Origin of the sequence: Actinocorallia sp. B10E7, from assembly GCF_039871655.1 — a bacterium.
In the GTDB taxonomy this organism is placed as follows: domain Bacteria; phylum Actinomycetota; class Actinomycetes; order Streptosporangiales; family Streptosporangiaceae; genus Actinocorallia.
The window spans coordinates 1-16,527 of sequence record NZ_JBDPLZ010000010.1; the positions used below are offsets into that span (position 1 = coordinate 1).

At 70.7% G+C, this 16,527-nt stretch carries 12 protein-coding genes; 11 read left to right on the forward strand and 1 reads right to left on the reverse strand.

Annotated elements, in window-relative coordinates; translation table 11 throughout:
- Positions 1-422: hypothetical protein (locus ABGB12_RS27990; RefSeq protein ID WP_347682460.1), on the reverse strand; the 422-nt coding region annotated here is incomplete at its 3' end.
- A gap of 18 nt (positions 423-440) precedes the next feature.
- Between ABGB12_RS27990 and ABGB12_RS27995 the strand changes: the two genes are divergently transcribed.
- From ABGB12_RS27995 to ABGB12_RS28045, 11 genes are read left to right on the forward strand one after another with little or no spacing between them, the layout of a single operon-like run.
- Positions 441-5,009: an amino acid adenylation domain-containing protein gene (locus ABGB12_RS27995; RefSeq protein WP_347682461.1), complete on the forward strand. Its 4,569-nt coding sequence runs from the start codon at positions 441-443 to the stop codon at positions 5,007-5,009.
- Between the two features lie 35 nt (positions 5,010-5,044).
- Complete coding sequence (locus ABGB12_RS28000; RefSeq protein ID WP_347682462.1) at positions 5,045-6,337, forward strand: cupin-like domain-containing protein; 1,293 nt, start codon at positions 5,045-5,047, stop codon at positions 6,335-6,337.
- Positions 6,338-6,349: 12 nt separating this feature from the next.
- The gene (locus tag ABGB12_RS28005) at positions 6,350-6,646 is read left to right on the forward strand and encodes a phosphopantetheine-binding protein (protein WP_347682463.1); all 297 of its coding nucleotides are present in this window, start codon (positions 6,350-6,352) and stop codon (positions 6,644-6,646) included.
- Positions 6,643-8,484: an ABC transporter ATP-binding protein gene (locus ABGB12_RS28010; RefSeq protein WP_347682464.1), complete on the forward strand. Its 1,842-nt coding sequence runs from the start codon at positions 6,643-6,645 to the stop codon at positions 8,482-8,484. Before ABGB12_RS28005 ends, ABGB12_RS28010 begins: the two co-directional genes overlap by 4 nt.
- Positions 8,481-10,277 (forward strand): ABC transporter ATP-binding protein, encoded by a 1,797-nt coding sequence (locus tag ABGB12_RS28015; RefSeq protein ID WP_347682465.1) that lies wholly within the window; start codon positions 8,481-8,483, stop codon positions 10,275-10,277. The genes ABGB12_RS28010 and ABGB12_RS28015 overlap by 4 nt, the downstream gene beginning before the upstream one ends.
- Positions 10,274-10,942: a tryptophan 2,3-dioxygenase family protein gene (locus ABGB12_RS28020; RefSeq protein WP_347682466.1), complete on the forward strand. Its 669-nt coding sequence runs from the start codon at positions 10,274-10,276 to the stop codon at positions 10,940-10,942. The genes ABGB12_RS28015 and ABGB12_RS28020 overlap by 4 nt, the downstream gene beginning before the upstream one ends.
- Positions 10,939-12,240 (forward strand): condensation domain-containing protein, encoded by a 1,302-nt coding sequence (locus ABGB12_RS28025; RefSeq protein ID WP_347682467.1) that lies wholly within the window; start codon positions 10,939-10,941, stop codon positions 12,238-12,240. Before ABGB12_RS28020 ends, ABGB12_RS28025 begins: the two co-directional genes overlap by 4 nt.
- A 17-nt stretch (positions 12,241-12,257) precedes the next feature.
- Complete coding sequence (locus ABGB12_RS28030) at positions 12,258-13,034, forward strand: hypothetical protein (RefSeq protein ID WP_347682468.1); 777 nt, start codon at positions 12,258-12,260, stop codon at positions 13,032-13,034.
- Entirely contained in the window at positions 13,031-14,725 is a 1,695-nt protein-coding gene (locus tag ABGB12_RS28035) for an AMP-binding protein (RefSeq protein ID WP_347682469.1), read from the forward strand. Before ABGB12_RS28030 ends, ABGB12_RS28035 begins: the two co-directional genes overlap by 4 nt.
- Positions 14,715-15,680 carry a ribonucleotide-diphosphate reductase subunit beta gene (locus ABGB12_RS28040; RefSeq protein ID WP_347682470.1) on the forward strand — a complete coding sequence of 322 codons (966 nt, stop codon included), beginning with the start codon at positions 14,715-14,717 and terminating at the stop codon, positions 15,678-15,680. The genes ABGB12_RS28035 and ABGB12_RS28040 overlap by 11 nt, the downstream gene beginning before the upstream one ends.
- Entirely contained in the window at positions 15,590-16,525 is a 936-nt protein-coding gene (locus ABGB12_RS28045; protein ID WP_347682471.1) for a heme o synthase, read from the forward strand. The genes ABGB12_RS28040 and ABGB12_RS28045 overlap by 91 nt, the downstream gene beginning before the upstream one ends.
- The last annotated feature ends 2 nt before the right edge of the window (positions 16,526-16,527 follow it).

A 16,527-nucleotide genomic window follows, 5' to 3' on the forward strand; every position in this document is an offset into this window, starting at 1 on the left:
TGGGGCGGGTGCGTGGTGATGCGTTGGGGGCTTTCGATCATCAGGATCTGCCGTTCGAGCGTCTGGTGGAGGAGTTGGCTCCCCGGCGTGATCTGAGCCGGAATCCCCTCACCCAGATCCTGTTCCATGTCGCAGGCGCGAAAGAGGCGGGAGCGGGAGGCCTGCACCTCGACGGGATCGAGGTCGCTCCGGTGCCCGTCGAGGTGCTGACGGCCCGCCTCGACCTGGAGATGCAGGTCGCCCAGGAAGCGAGCGGCCGCTGGCGCGGCCAGGTCGTCTATTCGACCGACCTTTTCGAGGAATCGACCATGAGCCGGTTCGTCCAGTCGTACCTGAGCGTTCTGGAACAGGTCGTCACCGATCCGTCGATTCGCCTCTCCGGGCTGGATCTCCGTACGGATCCGCGGGGTCCCGCGGCACACGCGAAGGAGGTTTCCGCAGTGGACGAGAACGACACCCCCCTGATGCACGAGCTGGTCTCGGAGCGCTCCCGGCGATGGCCCGGCGCGATCGCGGTCGTGGCGGGGGACGAGTCGCTGACCTACCGCGAACTGGAGGAGCGCTCAGTCCTGCTCGCCGCTCGGCTGCAGGAATCGGGGGTGGGACCGGAGTCCGTCGTGGGCCTGTGCCTGCCCCGGGGCGTCGAGCTGGTGGTCGCCCAGCTGGCGGTACTCAAGGCGGGCGGGGCGTTCCTGCCGCTCGCGCCAGGCGATCCCGGTGACCGCCTGGCCCATATGGTCGCCGACTCCGGAGCCCGCGTCGTTCTCGCGGAGGACGAGGAGCAGTGCGGGTGGGCGGACGAGGCGGAGTGCGTCGTGCTGACCCCGGGCAGGCTCTCCGAGCTGCCGCCTCGGGAGCCGGACCCCGTCGTGGCGAGCGCGGAAGCCGCCGCCTACGTCATCTACACCTCCGGCTCTACCGGTATGCCCAAGGGCGTCGTCGTCCCGCACCGGGGCCTGACCAACGTCGTGGCGTCCTCCGCCGCGTCGTGGGGGATCGGCCCCGGCACCCGTGTCGCTCAGGCGGTCTCGCAGGTGTTCGACGTGTCGGTGCTCGACGTCTTCGCGGCGCTGGCGTCGGGGGCGGAATTGCACCTCGCCATGGCCGATGACGTCTCGGGCCGGGGTCTGGAGAGGTTCATCCGCGACCATGGCATCGACGTGATGCAGACGGTCCCCGCGCTGTGGTCCACGCTCGACCCGGCGTCGGGCACCAGGTTGCGCAGGCTGGTGATCGGCGGTGAACCCCTTCCCGCGGAGCTGATCCGGCGCTGGGACGGTCTGGTCAACGCCGTGCACCATGTGTACGGGCTGACGGAGTCGGCCGTCATCTCCACGGAGGCGCTCTTCGCGCCGAGCGGGCTGGACTCTTCCGACACCCCCGTCACACTGCCGATCGGAAGCCCGATCGAGAACACGACCGTCCACGTCCTGGACGAGCTGATGAGACCGGTGCCGGACGGCGTGAGAGGGGAGATCTTCGTCGGCGGCGCCGGGGTGGCGCGCGGCTACGTGAAGCGTCCTGGGCTGACCGCGGAGCGGTTCGTGCCGGACCCGTTCTCCGACGTGCCGGGCTCGCGTCTGTACCGGACCGGGGACCTCGGGCGCCGGACGGCGTCGGGGGAGATCGAGTTCCTCGGGCGCGCGGACGGCCAGGTGAAGATTCGCGGGTTCCGGGTGGAGTGCGGTGAGGTCGAAGCCCGGCTCCTGTCGATCCAGGAGGTGCGCGAGGCCGCCGTCGTCGTCCGCGAGGACCGTCCCGGGGACCAGCGGCTGACCGCGTACGTGGTCCAGGGCGAGACCGCGCTCCAGGAGACCGAGGTGCGGGCCCGGATGCGCAGGCTGGTTCCCGACTACATGGTGCCCTCGGCGGTCGTGACGCTCCCGGCCCTGCCGAAGACCTCCAGCGGCAAGGTCGATCGCCGTGCCCTGCCGGATCCCGCGGCGACAGGGCCGTCCGCTGCGCCGGCGGAGGTGGAGGGGACGCCTGTGGAACGGGTGGTCGCCCGGATCTGGAGCGAGGTCCTGGGTCTGGACGGGATCGGGCTGGACGACGACTTCTTCGAGCTGGGCGGCCATTCCCTGCTGGCGGGACAGGTCGTGGCCCGGCTGCGGGAGGAGTGCGGCGCCGAGCTCGAGCTGTCGGCTCTGCTGCAGAGCCCCACGATCCGGGAGCTCGCCGAGCGTGTCGGGGAGGCCGGGGAGGTAGCGGCAGGCCCTGTCCTGCACAGGTACGACGGCGACCTGGTGGGCCGCGCCGACCTGCCCATGTCCTTCGGTCAGCAGCGCATCTGGTTCTTGAGCGAACTGGTTCCCGGTGAACCGTTCTACAACATGGCCATGGCCTTCCGGTTGCGTGGGCCGCTCGACGTCGACCGGCTCGGCGCTGCCCTCGACGCGCTCGTGGAACGCCACGAGATGCTGCGCACCACCTTCCCGAGCACCGGCGGAACGCCCGTTCCCCAGATCGCTCCGGCCGCCTCCGCGGGACTGTCGTACGTCGACGTCGCGGACGCCGACGAAGCGCGGAGGCTCGCCGAGGAATTCGGCCGCTCCCGCTTCGACCTCGGCGGCGACCTCCTCTTCCGCGCGCGGCTCCACCGCCTTTCCGAAGAGGACCACGTCCTGGTCGTCGCCACCCACCACATCGTGGCGGATGGGTGGTCGATGTCGTTGTTGTGTCGTGAGTTGGGGGTTTTGTATGGGGGTGGTGGGCTTGCTGATTTTGGTGTGAGGTTTGTGGATTTTGCTGGTTGGCAGCGGGAGTTTCTGTCGGGTGAGGTTCTGGAGGGGTTGCTGGGTTATTGGCGTGGTCGGCTGGCGGGTCTGGTTCCGTTGGAGTTGCCGGCTGATCGGGCGCGTCCGGCTTTGTTGAGTTTTTCGGGGCATCGGTTGGATTTCGAGATGCCGTCGGGTCTGGTGGATGGTCTGCAGCGGTTGGCGCGGGATGAGTCGGCGACGTTGTTCATGGTGTTGCTGGCTGCTTTCGATGGTCTGCTGGTGCGGTGGTCGGGGCAGGAGGATGTGGCGGTCGGGGTGCCGGTGGCGGGCCGTTCGCATCGTGAGTGGGAGTCGTTGGTCGGGTTTTTTGTTAATACGTTGGTTTTGCGTACTGATTGTTCGGGTGATCCGAGTTTCAGGGATCTGTTGGGGCGGGTGCGTGGTGATGCGTTGGGGGCTTTCGATCATCAGGATCTGCCGTTCGAGCGTCTGGTGGAGGAGTTGGCTCCCCGGCGTGATCTGAGCCGGAATCCCCTCACCCAGATCCTGTTCCAGGTGGTGCAGCCACACGACACGGGCTCGGCGGCCCAGGCGAGCCTGCGCCTGCGGGACGTGGAGGCGGAGCACTTCCACCTCGATCTGGTGACCACCCGGGCCGACGTCGAGATGCACTTGGTCGAGCACGACGACGGGCGCTGGACGGGCCTGCTGGTCTACTCGACCGATCTGTTCGACGACGCCACCATGGCCCGGCTGTGGGACGGCTACGTACGCGTTCTCGAACAGGTCGCGGCGGATCCGTCGATCCGGCTGTCGCAACTGGACCTGCTCACGGAGCCCGAGCGAAGGCTCCTGACCAAGAGTGCTTCGGCCTCCCGCGCGCCCCTCACCGGACCGTCCCTGCCGGAGATCGTCGCGGAACGATCGCCGGACGGACTCGCGGTGGAGGCGCCGGGCGCGGGCCTGACCTACGGGGAACTGCAGGAACGGGCCGGGGTCCTGGCCTCGGCGCTCCGGGAGGCGGGCGCGGCACCCGGGGTGCTCGTGGGCGTCTCGCTCCAGGACGACCCCGAACAGATCGTCGCGGAGCTCGCGGTTCTGATGACCGGTGCGGCCGTGTCGCCACCAGGCCTCCAGGTGCCCACCGCCCTGACCGTCGTGGAGACCGCGACCGACGCGCCGAAGCCCGGCGGTGTGATCGTGGAGGTGTCGGCACCGCCGTCGGGACCCCCGGTGCCCGGCCTGCCGGTCGCCCCGCAGGACGCCGCTTATGTCCTTCCGGCCTCCGAGGGGCCGGTCATGCTCTCGCACGCGGCCTGCGTGAACGCGGCGACCTGGTTCGCACGCGAACAGGGTCTGGACCCCGGCGACAGGTGCGCCATCCTGCCGGAGACCGCTGCCACGACCGCCGTCGGGCTGCGGTGGGCGGCGCTCTCCGCGGGCTCCGTCCTGGTCCAGGCGCCGTCCTCGCCCGACGAGCACGACCTCGCGAAGTGGCTCACCGAGAACCGGATCACCGTGGCGGCGATGCCGCTCGCTCAGGCCGAGAAGCTGTACCACTCTTCGGTCTGCGAAGGGCTCAGGCTGGTGGTGACCGAGGCGGATCCGCTTCTCGAACCGCCGTCGACGCGGTTCGCGGCGACGGTGCTCGCGGGTTACGGCGTCCCCGAATACGGCGGAATGGCGGTCGCCGGAACGATCGAGGCCGAGCAGCCGACGATCCTGCAGGCGGGTCACGTCGACCGGCCGCGTCTCGCGGCCGGGGTGCCGATCGCCGGGGCCGGCGTCTACGTGCTGGACGACCTCGGCCGCCCGACTCCGGTCGGCGTCATGGGCTGGATCCACCTCACCGGTGAGGGGCTGGCCCACGGCTATCCCGACCTGCCCGCCCGCACGGCGGAGCGCTTCGTCCCCGACCCGTTCGCCGCGGCGCCGGGCTCTCGGATGTTCCGCACCGGACGGCGCGGACGATGGCGCTCGGACGGGACGCTCGAACTCGAGGGACGGCGGGCCGCCACGCCTCCCGCCGGTCCGGGGTACACCGCCCCCCGCAACCCGGCGGAACGGATGATCGCTCAGATCTGGGCGGACGTCCTGGGCAGGCCCTCGGTGGGTGTCTACGACGGCTTCTCGGATCTGGGCGGTGACACCTCCGCCGCCGTGGAGGTGGCGCGGCGGTTGACGGCCAGGCTCCAGACGGAAGTGGACCCCGACTCCGTCCTCGCCCACCCGACCATCGCCGAGTTCGTCGCGGCCTCCCGCAGGCGTTCGGCCGTGGCACGCGGCTGAAGCGGCGCCGTCGTCAACGAAAAGGAGGAGAGAAAGTGGCGAGGTTGCAGATCGACGAGATCACCGCCGACGACACCGCCGGATTCTGGGACCGGTACGTCCTGCCGCGCAGGCCGGTCGTGATCCGCGGGATCTACGCGGACCAACCGCTGGCCGAGGCCGCCACCCTCGACGGCGCCCGGCGCCTGCTGGGCTCCATGCCGGTGCTCATCCAGGACGAGTACACCCGGCAGATCGACTATCTGCGGGAGTCCGGCCCAGCGGTCGGCGAGCAGCCCCCGGAACCGGTGCTGGGCACGCTCGCCGAATATCTCGACGGTTTCGGCGACCTGCGCAAGAGCCGGAAGGTCGTCACCGAGTGGGACGTCCCCGCCGTGCTGCTCTCGCTGTTCACCCTTCCGGAGTTCTGCCGTCCGAAGACGCCGGCGCACAGTCTGTTCGTGCACATGTTCCTGGCCGGACCGGCCAATTGGGCGCATGTCCACTTCGATATGGACCAGAGGCACGTTCTCCTGGCGCAGGTCTTCGGAAGCAAGAAGGTCACGCTGTTCTCCCCGTCCTCCTCCCCGTGGCTGCACCCCTTCGGGAACTTCGGGTCGGTGTGCCTCCAGGCGATGGACGAGGACGAACGGAGCGCGTTCGTGGAGGCCGCCGGCGGCGCGACGACCGTGATCCACCCGACCGACGCGATATACATCCCGCCGCTGCTCTGGCACTACCTCGACTACCTCGACCTCGGCGCCTCGTTCAACATCCGTTTCGGGCGCAACCCCTACAGCCGGTTCCTGTCGGTGGAGAACTTCCTCGCCGACCAGTACCTGCAGGCGGTGGCGGAGCCCTTCGCGGGGATCGCGCCGGGCGCGGAGCCGGACGCGGCGCAGCGTGAGGTCATCGACGAGGTGCTCGAGGCCTTCAACCACGACTACGCCTCCAGGGAGGACAAGTACCGGAGGATGCAGGCGGTGTTCCGCGACCTGCACCGACGTCAGGGCCTGGAGCCGGAACTCCCCCTGTTCCTCTTCCCCCTGGACAGGGAGACCGAGCGGTACGACCTGATCAGGCTCAACGGGAACTTCCTGTACAGGCCCGGCGCCCGGGCGTCCTGGGAGACGATCACCGCGGTCGATCCCGCGGCCTCGCCGGCCCAGCTGCGCGGGCTCGAACAGCGCCTGGCCTCCCTCGGCTACTCCTCGGAGCTCACCGAGAAGGTGCTGTTCAACAAGTTCGGACGGTTCGCGCCGGACGAACTCACACGCGAGGAGGCTTCCCGCATGCTCGCGTTTCTCCGATCGCCGTCGGGCGCCGCGCCGACGGCCTTCGCCGCCTAACGAGGAGGATTCATGCCGGAAACAGAGGTCGGACCCCTGCGTGAGGCGGTCCTGGAGATCGTCGTGAGGTTCGCGCCGCCCGACATCGCCGGGTCCGTCGCGGTGGACGAGAAGACCCTGCTGAGGGAGGACCTGGGATACGACTCCCTCGCCCTGGCCGAACTGGCGTTCGCCTTGGAGGAACGCTTCGGCCTGCCGACACTCCCGAGCGAGGAGACCGCCGACGTGGCCACCGCGGGAGACGTCGCCGACCTGGTGGCGGGCCTGGCGGAGCAGGGGGCGCTCCTCCCCGGCACGGAGGCCACATGAGCGAACGGGCCCCGGCTCCCGCGAGGCCGAGCGGCAAGGGGGACCTGCTGCGGCTCGCCTGGCGCGCCGACAGGGTCTCCACCGTGATGGTGGCCGCGACGATGGCGATCGGCGGGATCGGCCCGGCGCTGTTCATGATCCTCACCGGTGCGGCGATCGGCAGGATCCCCGAGGCCGTGGAGATGGAGTTCGCCGACGGGGCGAGGAAGGTCCTGGGACCGGTGGCCGCGGCGGGCGCCGTCTTCCTGGTCACCCAGGTCGCCGGCAAGATCCGCTTCACGGTCGCGGAGGTTCTCGGACAGCGCGCCGAGATCGTGCTGCGTGAACGCGCCCTGCGCGCGTGCGCCATCGACCAGGGCACCGACCACCTGAGGGACGAGAAGACCCGGGACGACCTGGCCCTGGTGTCGGGTGTCGCCGGAGGACTGCCGCTGGAGCGGGCCTTCGCCGGATTCGCGGAGGTCGCCACCGCGCTGTTGGCCGCGGTCGGTCCCGTCGTGCTTCTCATGTTCTTCCAGGTGTGGGCGGGCGTGCTCGTCGCGGCGGCCTGGATCGGGGTGCGCGCCGTGGCCGGAAAGGAGAACGCCAGGCGCCTGGAACTGCTCTTCGGCCAGGCGGCCGCGCTCCGCCGCGCGGACTACTTCCGCAGACTCGCCGTCGACGGCCGGGCCGCGAAGGAGATCCGGGTCTTCGGGCTTGCCCCGTGGGTGCTCGGGAGACTGGACGACGAGTGGCGTGCCGCGATCTCTCCGACGTGGCGGTCGCGCAGGGGAGGGGACGTCAAGGTCGCCCTGCTCACCGGGCTGCTCGTCGTCATCTACGCAGTGGTCTTCGGCGCGCTGGTGAACGCGGCCTCGCGAGGCGACCTGGAGGTCGGTGCCTTCGCGGTGTTCCTCCAGGCGCTCATCGGCGCGTCCGCGATCTCCGGCGGGACCGCCCAGTACGGGCTGGACGTCGCGCTGGCCCCGGTGGCGGCGGTGCGCAGACTCGAAGAGCGCAAGGCCGAGCACGCCGTCCCGCCACCGCCCGCCACGGCCGGGGGCATGCCGCGCGGGGCGCTCGAGCTCCGCGAGCTGAGATTCGCCTACGACGGAGGACGCCCGGTGCTCGACGGGGTCTCGGTGCGCATGGAGATGGGCGACTCGGTGGCGCTGGTCGGTGCCAACGGAGCGGGAAAGAGCACGCTGCTCAAGCAGATCGCGGGCCTGCTCGACCCGGACTCCGGGCAGGTGCTCGTCGACGGGGTCCCGCTCACGGAACTGGACAGGCGGCAGTGGCGCGCGCAGTTGGCCATGGTGTTCCAGGACTTCGTCCGGTTGCCGCTGACGGTCGCCGAGAACGTCCACGTGTTCCGGGCGGATCCCGTCGACGAGGCGACGCGCAGGACCGTCATGGAATGCCTGGAACGGGTGGGGCTGGCGAAGAAGATCGCCTCCTTGCCGCAGGGGATGGACACGCTCCTCGGTCGCGATCTGCCCGGGGGAGCCGAACTGTCCGGCGGCCAGTGGCAGCGTCTCGCGCTGGCCAGAGCGTTCTTCACGATCAGCGCGGGCGCCCGGGTCCTGCTGGTCGACGAACCCACCGCCAACATCGACCCCGCCGGCGAGGCGGAGTTCTTCGACGGCCTTCTCGCCGAGACCGAGGGGCTGCTGCGGATCGTGGTGTCCCACCGCTTCTCGACCGTTCGCAGGGTCGGCCGGATTCTGGTGATCGAGGGGGGCAGGGTGATCGAGGACGGATCGCACGACGAACTCATGCGGGCCGGAGGAAGGTACCGCGAGATGTTTCTCGCCCAGGCGTCCGCGTTCGTCGCCGCTCCCGGGGAGGCCGGCGCATGAGGGGCGCGTGGCTCCGGCCGATGATCGGGATCGCCTGGCGCGCCGACCCCGTGCGGGCCGCAGGTGCGACGTTCATGACGCTGGTCATCGCCGCGCATCCCGTCGTCGTGGCCCTGCTGATCAGGGCGGTGACCGACGCGGTCGTGGCCGGCCGCACCTCAGACGCCTCGCTCTGGGGCCTGGTCCTGGCGGGCGCCGTCGGCTCGTGGCTGGTGCTGCTCTGGTTCACCTTCGGCCTGCGGACGGTGTTCGAGGAGAAGACACGGCACGCGGTCGAGATGGAGCTGGCCCGGGCGTGCATGACGCCCTGGAGCATCGCCCACCACGAGGACCCTGCCGTGGTCGAGAAGATCGCTCTGGTCGAGCGGGACGTCAACCGGCTCGCTCAGATCGTCATCTTCCTGCTGACGCTGGCCGGAGCCGTCGGCCAGCTGACGTTCGCGGTCGTGGTGCTCGGGGGGACCGAGCCGTGGCTGCTGCTCCTGCCCGTCCTCGGCCTGCTGCCGGTCTGGGCAGGGCGGCGCGGGGAGACCTGGCGCCAGGAGAGCGTGCAGCGGGCCATGCCCGAGGAGAGCCGGGCGCGCGCGTTGTACGAGGTGTCGGTCGACCCAGGACACGCGGCGGAGCTCGCCGTGCTGGGCGCGCAGGAGGACTTGGCGTCTTTCCACGACCGGCTGTCGAAGGTCGCGCAGGATCATCGTGAGACCGGCGCCTACCGTGCGTTCCGCATACAGGCGGACGCGGTCGGGGCGTTCGCGATGGCTTATGTCGCCGCGGTGGTCGTCGCGGTGCTCCTGGCGGTCGACGGCAGATCCGGGGTCGGTGACGTGTTGTTGACCGTCACGCTCGCCGTCCAGGTCACGGCCCAGGTCGCGATGGCCGCGGACTCCGTGACGCAGCTCGCCCGCTCCGGTAGGACCGCAGAACGCTTCCTGTCCTTGCTGGGCCTCGCAAGGGGCACGGGGTCGCCGGACGGGCCTGAACCCGACGCGGTGGCCGGCGGTCTCGTCCTGCGGAACGTGGGATTCACCTATTCGGGCTCCGAGAAGCCGGCGCTGCGGAATATCGATCTGGACCTCGAGGAAGGGCAGACGATCGCAGTGGTGGGCGAGAACGGCGCGGGGAAGTCCACGCTGGCCAAGCTGCTGTGCCGGCTGTACGACCCGACTGAAGGACGGGTGGAGTGGAACGGCGCGGATCTCCGCGGATTCGGCGCCGAACACTGGCGGAACCGGGTGTCGGCGGCCTACCAGGACTTCCTGCGCCCCGAGGTCCTGGCGGGTGAGGCGGTCGGGCTGGGCGACCTTCCCCGGCTCGGTGACCGCGAGGCGATCCGCGGCGCGCTGGCCCGCGCCGACGGCGCGTCCTTCGACGAAGGGCTCCCTCTGGGGTTGGACACGCCCTTGGGGCGTTCCTTCACCGGCGGAGCCGAGCTCTCGACCGGCCAGTGGCAGAAGCTCGCCGTGGCGCGCTCGATGATGCGGGAGGAACCCCGGGTCCTCGTCCTGGACGAGCCGACGGCATCCCTCGACCCGGAGACCGAGCACCGCCTCTTCCTCCACTACGCCCGGGCCGCGAAGGAGGCCAGGCGGACCGGGCGGGGGCTGGTCGTCCTGGTCACCCACCGGCTCGGCTCGGTGCGGTTCGCCGACCGGATCGTCGTCCTCGCCGAGGGCGCGGTCACCGAGACCGGCACGCACGAGGAACTCCTCGCGGCCGGCGGCCGCTATGCGCGTCTCTACCAGGCGCAGTCCGAGGCCTACTCGATCGACGACCCGGAAGGAGCGCCGTGAGCGCGGACCCCAATCCCTACGAGGCCTACGTGCGCGTTCGTGAACTGCTCGCTCTGCACGTCCCCCGTACCGACGTGCCGGCCGAGGGCCTGTTCATCACGGTGCACCAGGTGTCGGAGCTGTGGCTGGCCACGCTCCTGCGCGAGTTGCCCGCGGTCACGTTCCGGCTGTCGGACGCGGACGTCCCCGGCGCGATCCGGCATCTGCGGGTGGCGGTGCGGGTCATGTCACAGCTGTCGTCGGCCCTGGACGTGCTCGGCATGATGCTCCCGACGGAGTTCGCCGAGTTCCGAGAGGAACTGGGCCGGGCCTCGGCGATACAGTCGCGCCAGTACGCCGCGCTCGTCCAGGCCTGCCGCGGGCCCGGTCCATGCCTGCGGGAGGCCTTCGGTCGGCTCGCCGCCCAGAAGGGCGGTCTCGGCGAGGTGTACCGCAGACCCGGCGGCCTGCGGGACGCCGCGGAGCTCCTGGTGGACTTCGACGACGCGTTCGCTGACTGGATGGGTCGGCACTGGCGACTGGCCAGGCGCCAGATCGGCGACATGAAGGGCACCGGAGGGCACTCGGCCGACTACCTGAGGCTCCAGCTCGACGAACGGCTGTTCCCCGAACTCATCGAGGCGCGCAACCGGCTGTACGAGCCCAGAGAGGTGCCTTCGCGGTGAACCGCGGTCGGAGACTCCAGGATTTCGCCGTCGGCAGGACCGACGCGCCCGCCTCCTACGAGCAGGAGTGGATGCTCTACCTCGCGCGTATGCGGAGGACCGGTACGTTCAACATGCCGCGGTTGTACAGGGCGGAATCCGGTGTCGAGAGAGAACGGCTCATCTCGGCTCTGGAATCGGTGGCCGCCAACGACATCCTGCGCACCACCTTCGAACGGCGTAACGGCGCCTTCATGCAGCGGTCGGACAATCCGGCGGTGGCGCCCGAGATCCTCTCTCTCCGGCCTGGCGAGGACTCCTGGCCGGGCGCGGCCGCGACGGCCGGCGAGTTCGTCAGGCAGCCTCTCGACCCCTATCGGGGCCCGGTCTTCAGGTCGGCGGTCATCCCGGTCCAGGACGGCGGCCACGTACTGGCGACCGTGGTGCACCACGCGGTGGCGGACGCCGTGACTCTCGACGAGATCGAACGGCGGATCCTCACCGCGCTCGGCGGAGCACCGGCGCCCCCGGACCCCCTCGGGTACGCCGACTACGCGGCCTGGCAACGGGACACCTACGACGGCCGGCTCGCCGACCTCGTGCAGGAGGCCGCCGCCGAGCTGAGCCGGGCCACGCCTCCGGTGCTACCGGGGGTCGAGGCCAGGGGAGGTCCCCCGGGCGAGGGCAGGGCACGCTCCTTCGACCTGGACGAGATCGACGACGGCGCGCTGCGGTCGCTGCTGACCGCCGAACGGGTCAGCCCCTTCATGGCGGGCCTCGCCGCGCTCGGGGCCGCGCTCCAGGCCATGTCGGGGCAGTCGGAGACCCTGGTGGCGCTGGAGGTGAGCACACGCCGGTCCAGCCTGCTGCGCACCGCGCTCGGGCCCTTCATCAGCACGGTGCCGGTGAGCGTTCCCGGCGGGGACACCTTCCGGGCCCGGTTGCGCGGGGCCCGCGACACCGTCCTGTCGGCGATGGGACGCGGAACCGTCCCCTACCACCGGCTCATGGGCAGTCCCGCCATGCGGCGGCTGCGGCGGGACGGGACCTCCGCCGTCGACATCGTCTACCAGGCGTTCCACGAGGACGAGGCCTCCGAGGGGAGCGAACGTCTGCTCCACCCCCTGTCCTACGGGATGGAGGGAGCGGGTTTCACCTCGGACCTGCACGTATCACTGCACGAATCGCCGCACGGCCGCCGACTGGGCGTCGGCTACTCGCCCAGGGTGCCCGATCGGCTGGTCCGTGAGCTGGCGGACCGGTTCCACTCGGTCCTGGCATCCGGGCTTCTCGATCCGGACTCCCCGATCCCGCGATGAGGAAGGCCAAGACACAGATGACGATCACCAAGCCCGAAGGGCAGGGAACCACCGATTCACCGGCCGACGGCCCCGCCATGCGCGCCTACGCGGTCGGCGTCGTCGCGGGAGCGTTCGTCGGCCTGCTCGTCGGCGGGGTCCTCGGGCGCCTCGCGATGTTCGTGCTGAGGCTGACCTCGCCGCAGGCGTCGATGGGGCTGACCACCGACGCGGACTCCACGATCGGCGAGTGGAGCCTGAAGACCTTCGAGCTGCTCGAGGTCGGGATCGCGATGGGCGCCCAGGTCGGAGCCCTCTACATGCTCGTGCGCCCCTGGCTGGCCGAACGGCACCGCCCCGCGATGACCGGTGTCTTCGGTGCCCTGATCGGCGGGGCGATGTTCATCAGGACCGACGGGGTGGACTTCTACGCGGTCGAACCCCTGTACCTGACGGTGCCGGTCTTCATCGTCCTCCCCGGTCTCTTCGGCTGGCTGCTCGCCTGGACCGCGGAACGGCTGATGGACGGGGGCTTCCTCGCCGGCGAGCCGACCTGGAAGCTGTGGACGCCGATCCTGCTGGTGCTCCCCGCGGTCATCCACATCAGCCTCCTTCCGCCGGGGATCATCATGCTCGTGGCGGCCGTCCTGGCGACGGTCGGCCGGGACCGGTGGCGGACCCCGGTGCGGATCTGGAGGTCACGCGTGACGTCGTGGATCGGCACGCGGCTGCTCTCCGTCTTCGCGGTCATCGAGCTCGTGCGGATCGTGCACGCGGTCAACGTGATCGCCGACCACCCGGGAGGCCTCGGATGAGCCGCGTCGATCTGGACTTCCCCGGCATCCTGGACTGGCTCGAGGCGCCGCGTGCCGACCGCGGGGTCACGCTGCTCGACGACGAGGGCCGGTGGCGGCGCACCCCTTATACCGAGCTCGCGTTCCGGACCCGGACGATGGCCGCCTCCCTGGCCGAGGCGGGGGTGACGGCCGGTGAGGTCGTGTCCATCGTCCACCGCAACGGTCCGGGCTTCGTGGAGGTGTTCTTCGGAGCGCTGGCCCTCGGGGCGATCCCCTCCCCGGTCGTACCCCCGGGGCTCTTCCAGAACAAGACGAGCTACGAGGAGCACGTGAGCGCGATCCTGGACGTGGCGGCGCCGCGCGCCGTCGTCGTGGAGGAGAGCATGCTGCATGTGCTCGAACCCCTCGTCCTGGCGCGGACCGGCAGTCCGCCTCTCGTGCCCGGGCGCGTACCCCGGACCGGCCCCCTGGCCGAGATCGTGGCCGTGGACCCGGCGAGCACTTGCCTGCTCCAGTTCACCTCCGGGTCGTCCGCGGCACCGAAGGGCGTGGAGGTCTCCCGCTCGGCTCTCGAGGCCCAGCTGGAGCTGCTGGGGCGCTGGCTGGGGTACGGACCGGACCGGGGCGTGTCCACCTGGCTGCCGATCCACCACGACATGGGCCTGGTGGGGAACACCCTGCCCAGCGTCGTCACGGGCTCGGATCTGCAGGTGATGCAGCCGCCGCAGTTCATCCAGGGTGCTGCGCGGTGGCTGCGGGTCCTCGGCTCCGGAAGGTTCCAGATCACGGCCGTGCCGCCTTTCGCTCTGGCGCACATCCTGCGCCGGGTGCGCGCCCGTGATCTCGAAGGGTGCGACTTCTCCGCTCTGGAGGCGCTCGTGGTCGGCGCCGAGCCGATCGACCCCGGTCTGCTGGACGCGACGGCGGAGTTCCTTGCCCCCTTCGGGCTTCGGCGGGAGGCGCTCCTGCCCGCCTACGGGCTCGCCGAGGCCACGCTCGCGGTCACCGGAAAGCTCCCGGGCATCGCCGACGAGCGGGTGCGCGTCGACCGGTCCAGGTTGAGGCTGGGCGACAAGGCGGTCGCGGAGACCGAGATCCTCGCCGACGGATCATTCCTGGAACTGGTCTCGTGCGGCTCGGCGCTCCCCGGAGCGGAGGTCTCGGTGCACGACGAGCACGGCGACCCGGTGGAGCCCGGCGTGCTCGGTGAGATCGTGGTCGGCGGGCGGGCCCTGGCCGACGGGTACAGGGGCGTCACCGGCGCACGCTGGAAGCGCTTCCGCACCGGTGACGCGGGCTTCGTCTGGAACGGCGGGCTGTACGTGGTCGGGCGCCTCGGCGACGGGATGAAGGTCCGGGGCGTCCAGGTGTTCGCCGAAGACCTGGAGTCCTTGATCGCCCGGTCCGGAGCACTCGGAGTGAGCCGTTGCACGGTGCTCCTCGGCGCGCTCGACGGCCGTGACACCGCCGCCGTCCTCGTGGTGAGGGCACCTGGGCCATGGGCCGAGAAGGTGGTGAGAACGCTCAGGTCCGCCGTCGGTGCCGCTCGGATCCTGGTGCTCTCCGTCACACGGGACGCCATGCGACGCACTTCCAGTGGAAAGCCGATGCGCCGTGCCATGTTCCGGGACCTGGCGGACGGATCGATCGGCGGGGTCACCGTGTACGACTCGCTCACAGTCACGGAAGGAGCCGGAGATGACGGTTGAGCAGATGGAGGCCGAGGAGGAGAAGGTCATCTCTCCTGCGGATCTCTTCCGCAAGTGGGAGCAGCAGCAATGGCGCCTGTCCGACCTCCGCCCGGCCGACGACCGGGCGGACTGGCAGGCGATGGGCGGATACGGCCGCGGCGAACTCGAGACGATGATCAGCGGGTTCGTCTTCGGCGAGGCCGCCGTCAGCGCGACCCTGTCGCCGCTGGCCGACGCCGCTCCAAGCCTCGACGCCCAGCAGTACCTGTGCACGCAGATCGCCGACGAGGCGCGGCACACCCGTTTTTTCGCCGACTACCTGAGCCAGGTGCGCGGCGGCGAGGAGAGCAGGGAGGAGGTGATCGCCGAGGCGTGGAGCGGGTCGGCCGACGCGGTCAGCTCCATCTTCGACGAGGGGCTCCGGCTGCGCACCGGACGGCTCCGCGAGGCCCCGGACGATCGCCGGGCCTGGTACACGGCGGTCACCTTCTACCACCTGATGGCCGAGGGGGTGCTGGCCATGTCGGTGCTCGGCTCGATGCTCTCGATGGTGAGGCAGTTGCGCGGCAGGCTCGCCGTCCTGGACACCGGGCTGCGCAACGTCATACGGGACGAGTCCCGGCACATGGCGTTCGGTATGTACGCCGCCCGTGAAGGGGTGAACACGGGACACCGCCAGGCGGTGCTGCAGGCGATCCTCGACGCGGTGCCGCAGGTCGTGCCCGCGCTGGTGGCGCCCGAACGGCGGCTTCCCGGCACGTCGCTCCCTCCCATGAGGGCGGTGATCGCCGCGCAGCACGAGCGCCGGTACGCGGGCGCCCGGCGCACGCTCCTGCGCAGGATGGAACTCATCGGACTGGCGGAGGCGACGGAGGAGGCCGGATGGCTCTGGGATCGCGCGCGCAAAGAGGCGTTCTCGACCTACGAGTCCCTGCACGGCGCACCTCACCCCGTGGACGACGCGGCATCCTGAGGGCCTATCTGGCGCTGACCAAACCGCGGGTCATCGAACTGCTGCTGATCACGACGCTGCCCGCGATGTTCCTCGCCCGGCGCGAGGTGCCGCCGCTCACCACGGCGGCGGCCACGCTGGTGTTCGGGACCATGTCCGCCGGCGCCGCCAACGCGATCAACTGCTACCTCGACCGGGACATCGACGCCCTCATGAGGCGCACCAGGCGAAGACCGCTGGCCCGCGCGCAGGTCTCCCCGGGCGCCGCCCTGGGGTTCGGCCTGGTCCTGGCCGCGGTCTCGACCGCCGGTTTCGCGGTGACGGTGAACGCGGTGGCCGCGGCGCTGTCGGTCGCGGCGATCCTCTACTACGTCCTGGTGTACTCCCTGCTGCTGAAGCGGCGGTCCCGGCACAACGTGGTCTGGGGCGGCGCCGCCGGCTGCATGCCCGTGCTGATCGGGTGGTCGGCGGTGACCGGCGGCCTGGATCTCACACCCTTGGTCCTGTTCGGCGTGGTGTTCCTGTGGACGCCGCCGCACACCTGGAGCCTGGCCACCCGTTACCGGGACGACTATGCGGCGGCCGGAGTGCCGATGCTTCCCGTGGTCGCGTCCGCGCGCCGGGTGGGATGGGAGATCCTGGTCTACAGCGTGCTGACGGTGGCCTGCTCGTTGGCGCTGTGGCCGGTGGCGGGAATGGGAGTCTGGTACGGGGCGGCAGCCCTGCTCCTGGGAACGGCGCTGATCGGCGGGGCCATCCGTTTCCTGCGGACCCGGGCGGCCCGGCCGATGCGTTTCTTCCACCTGTCCAACGCCTACCTGGCTCTGCTGTTCTCCGCGGTCGCCGTCGACGGCCTCGCCGGCTGAGG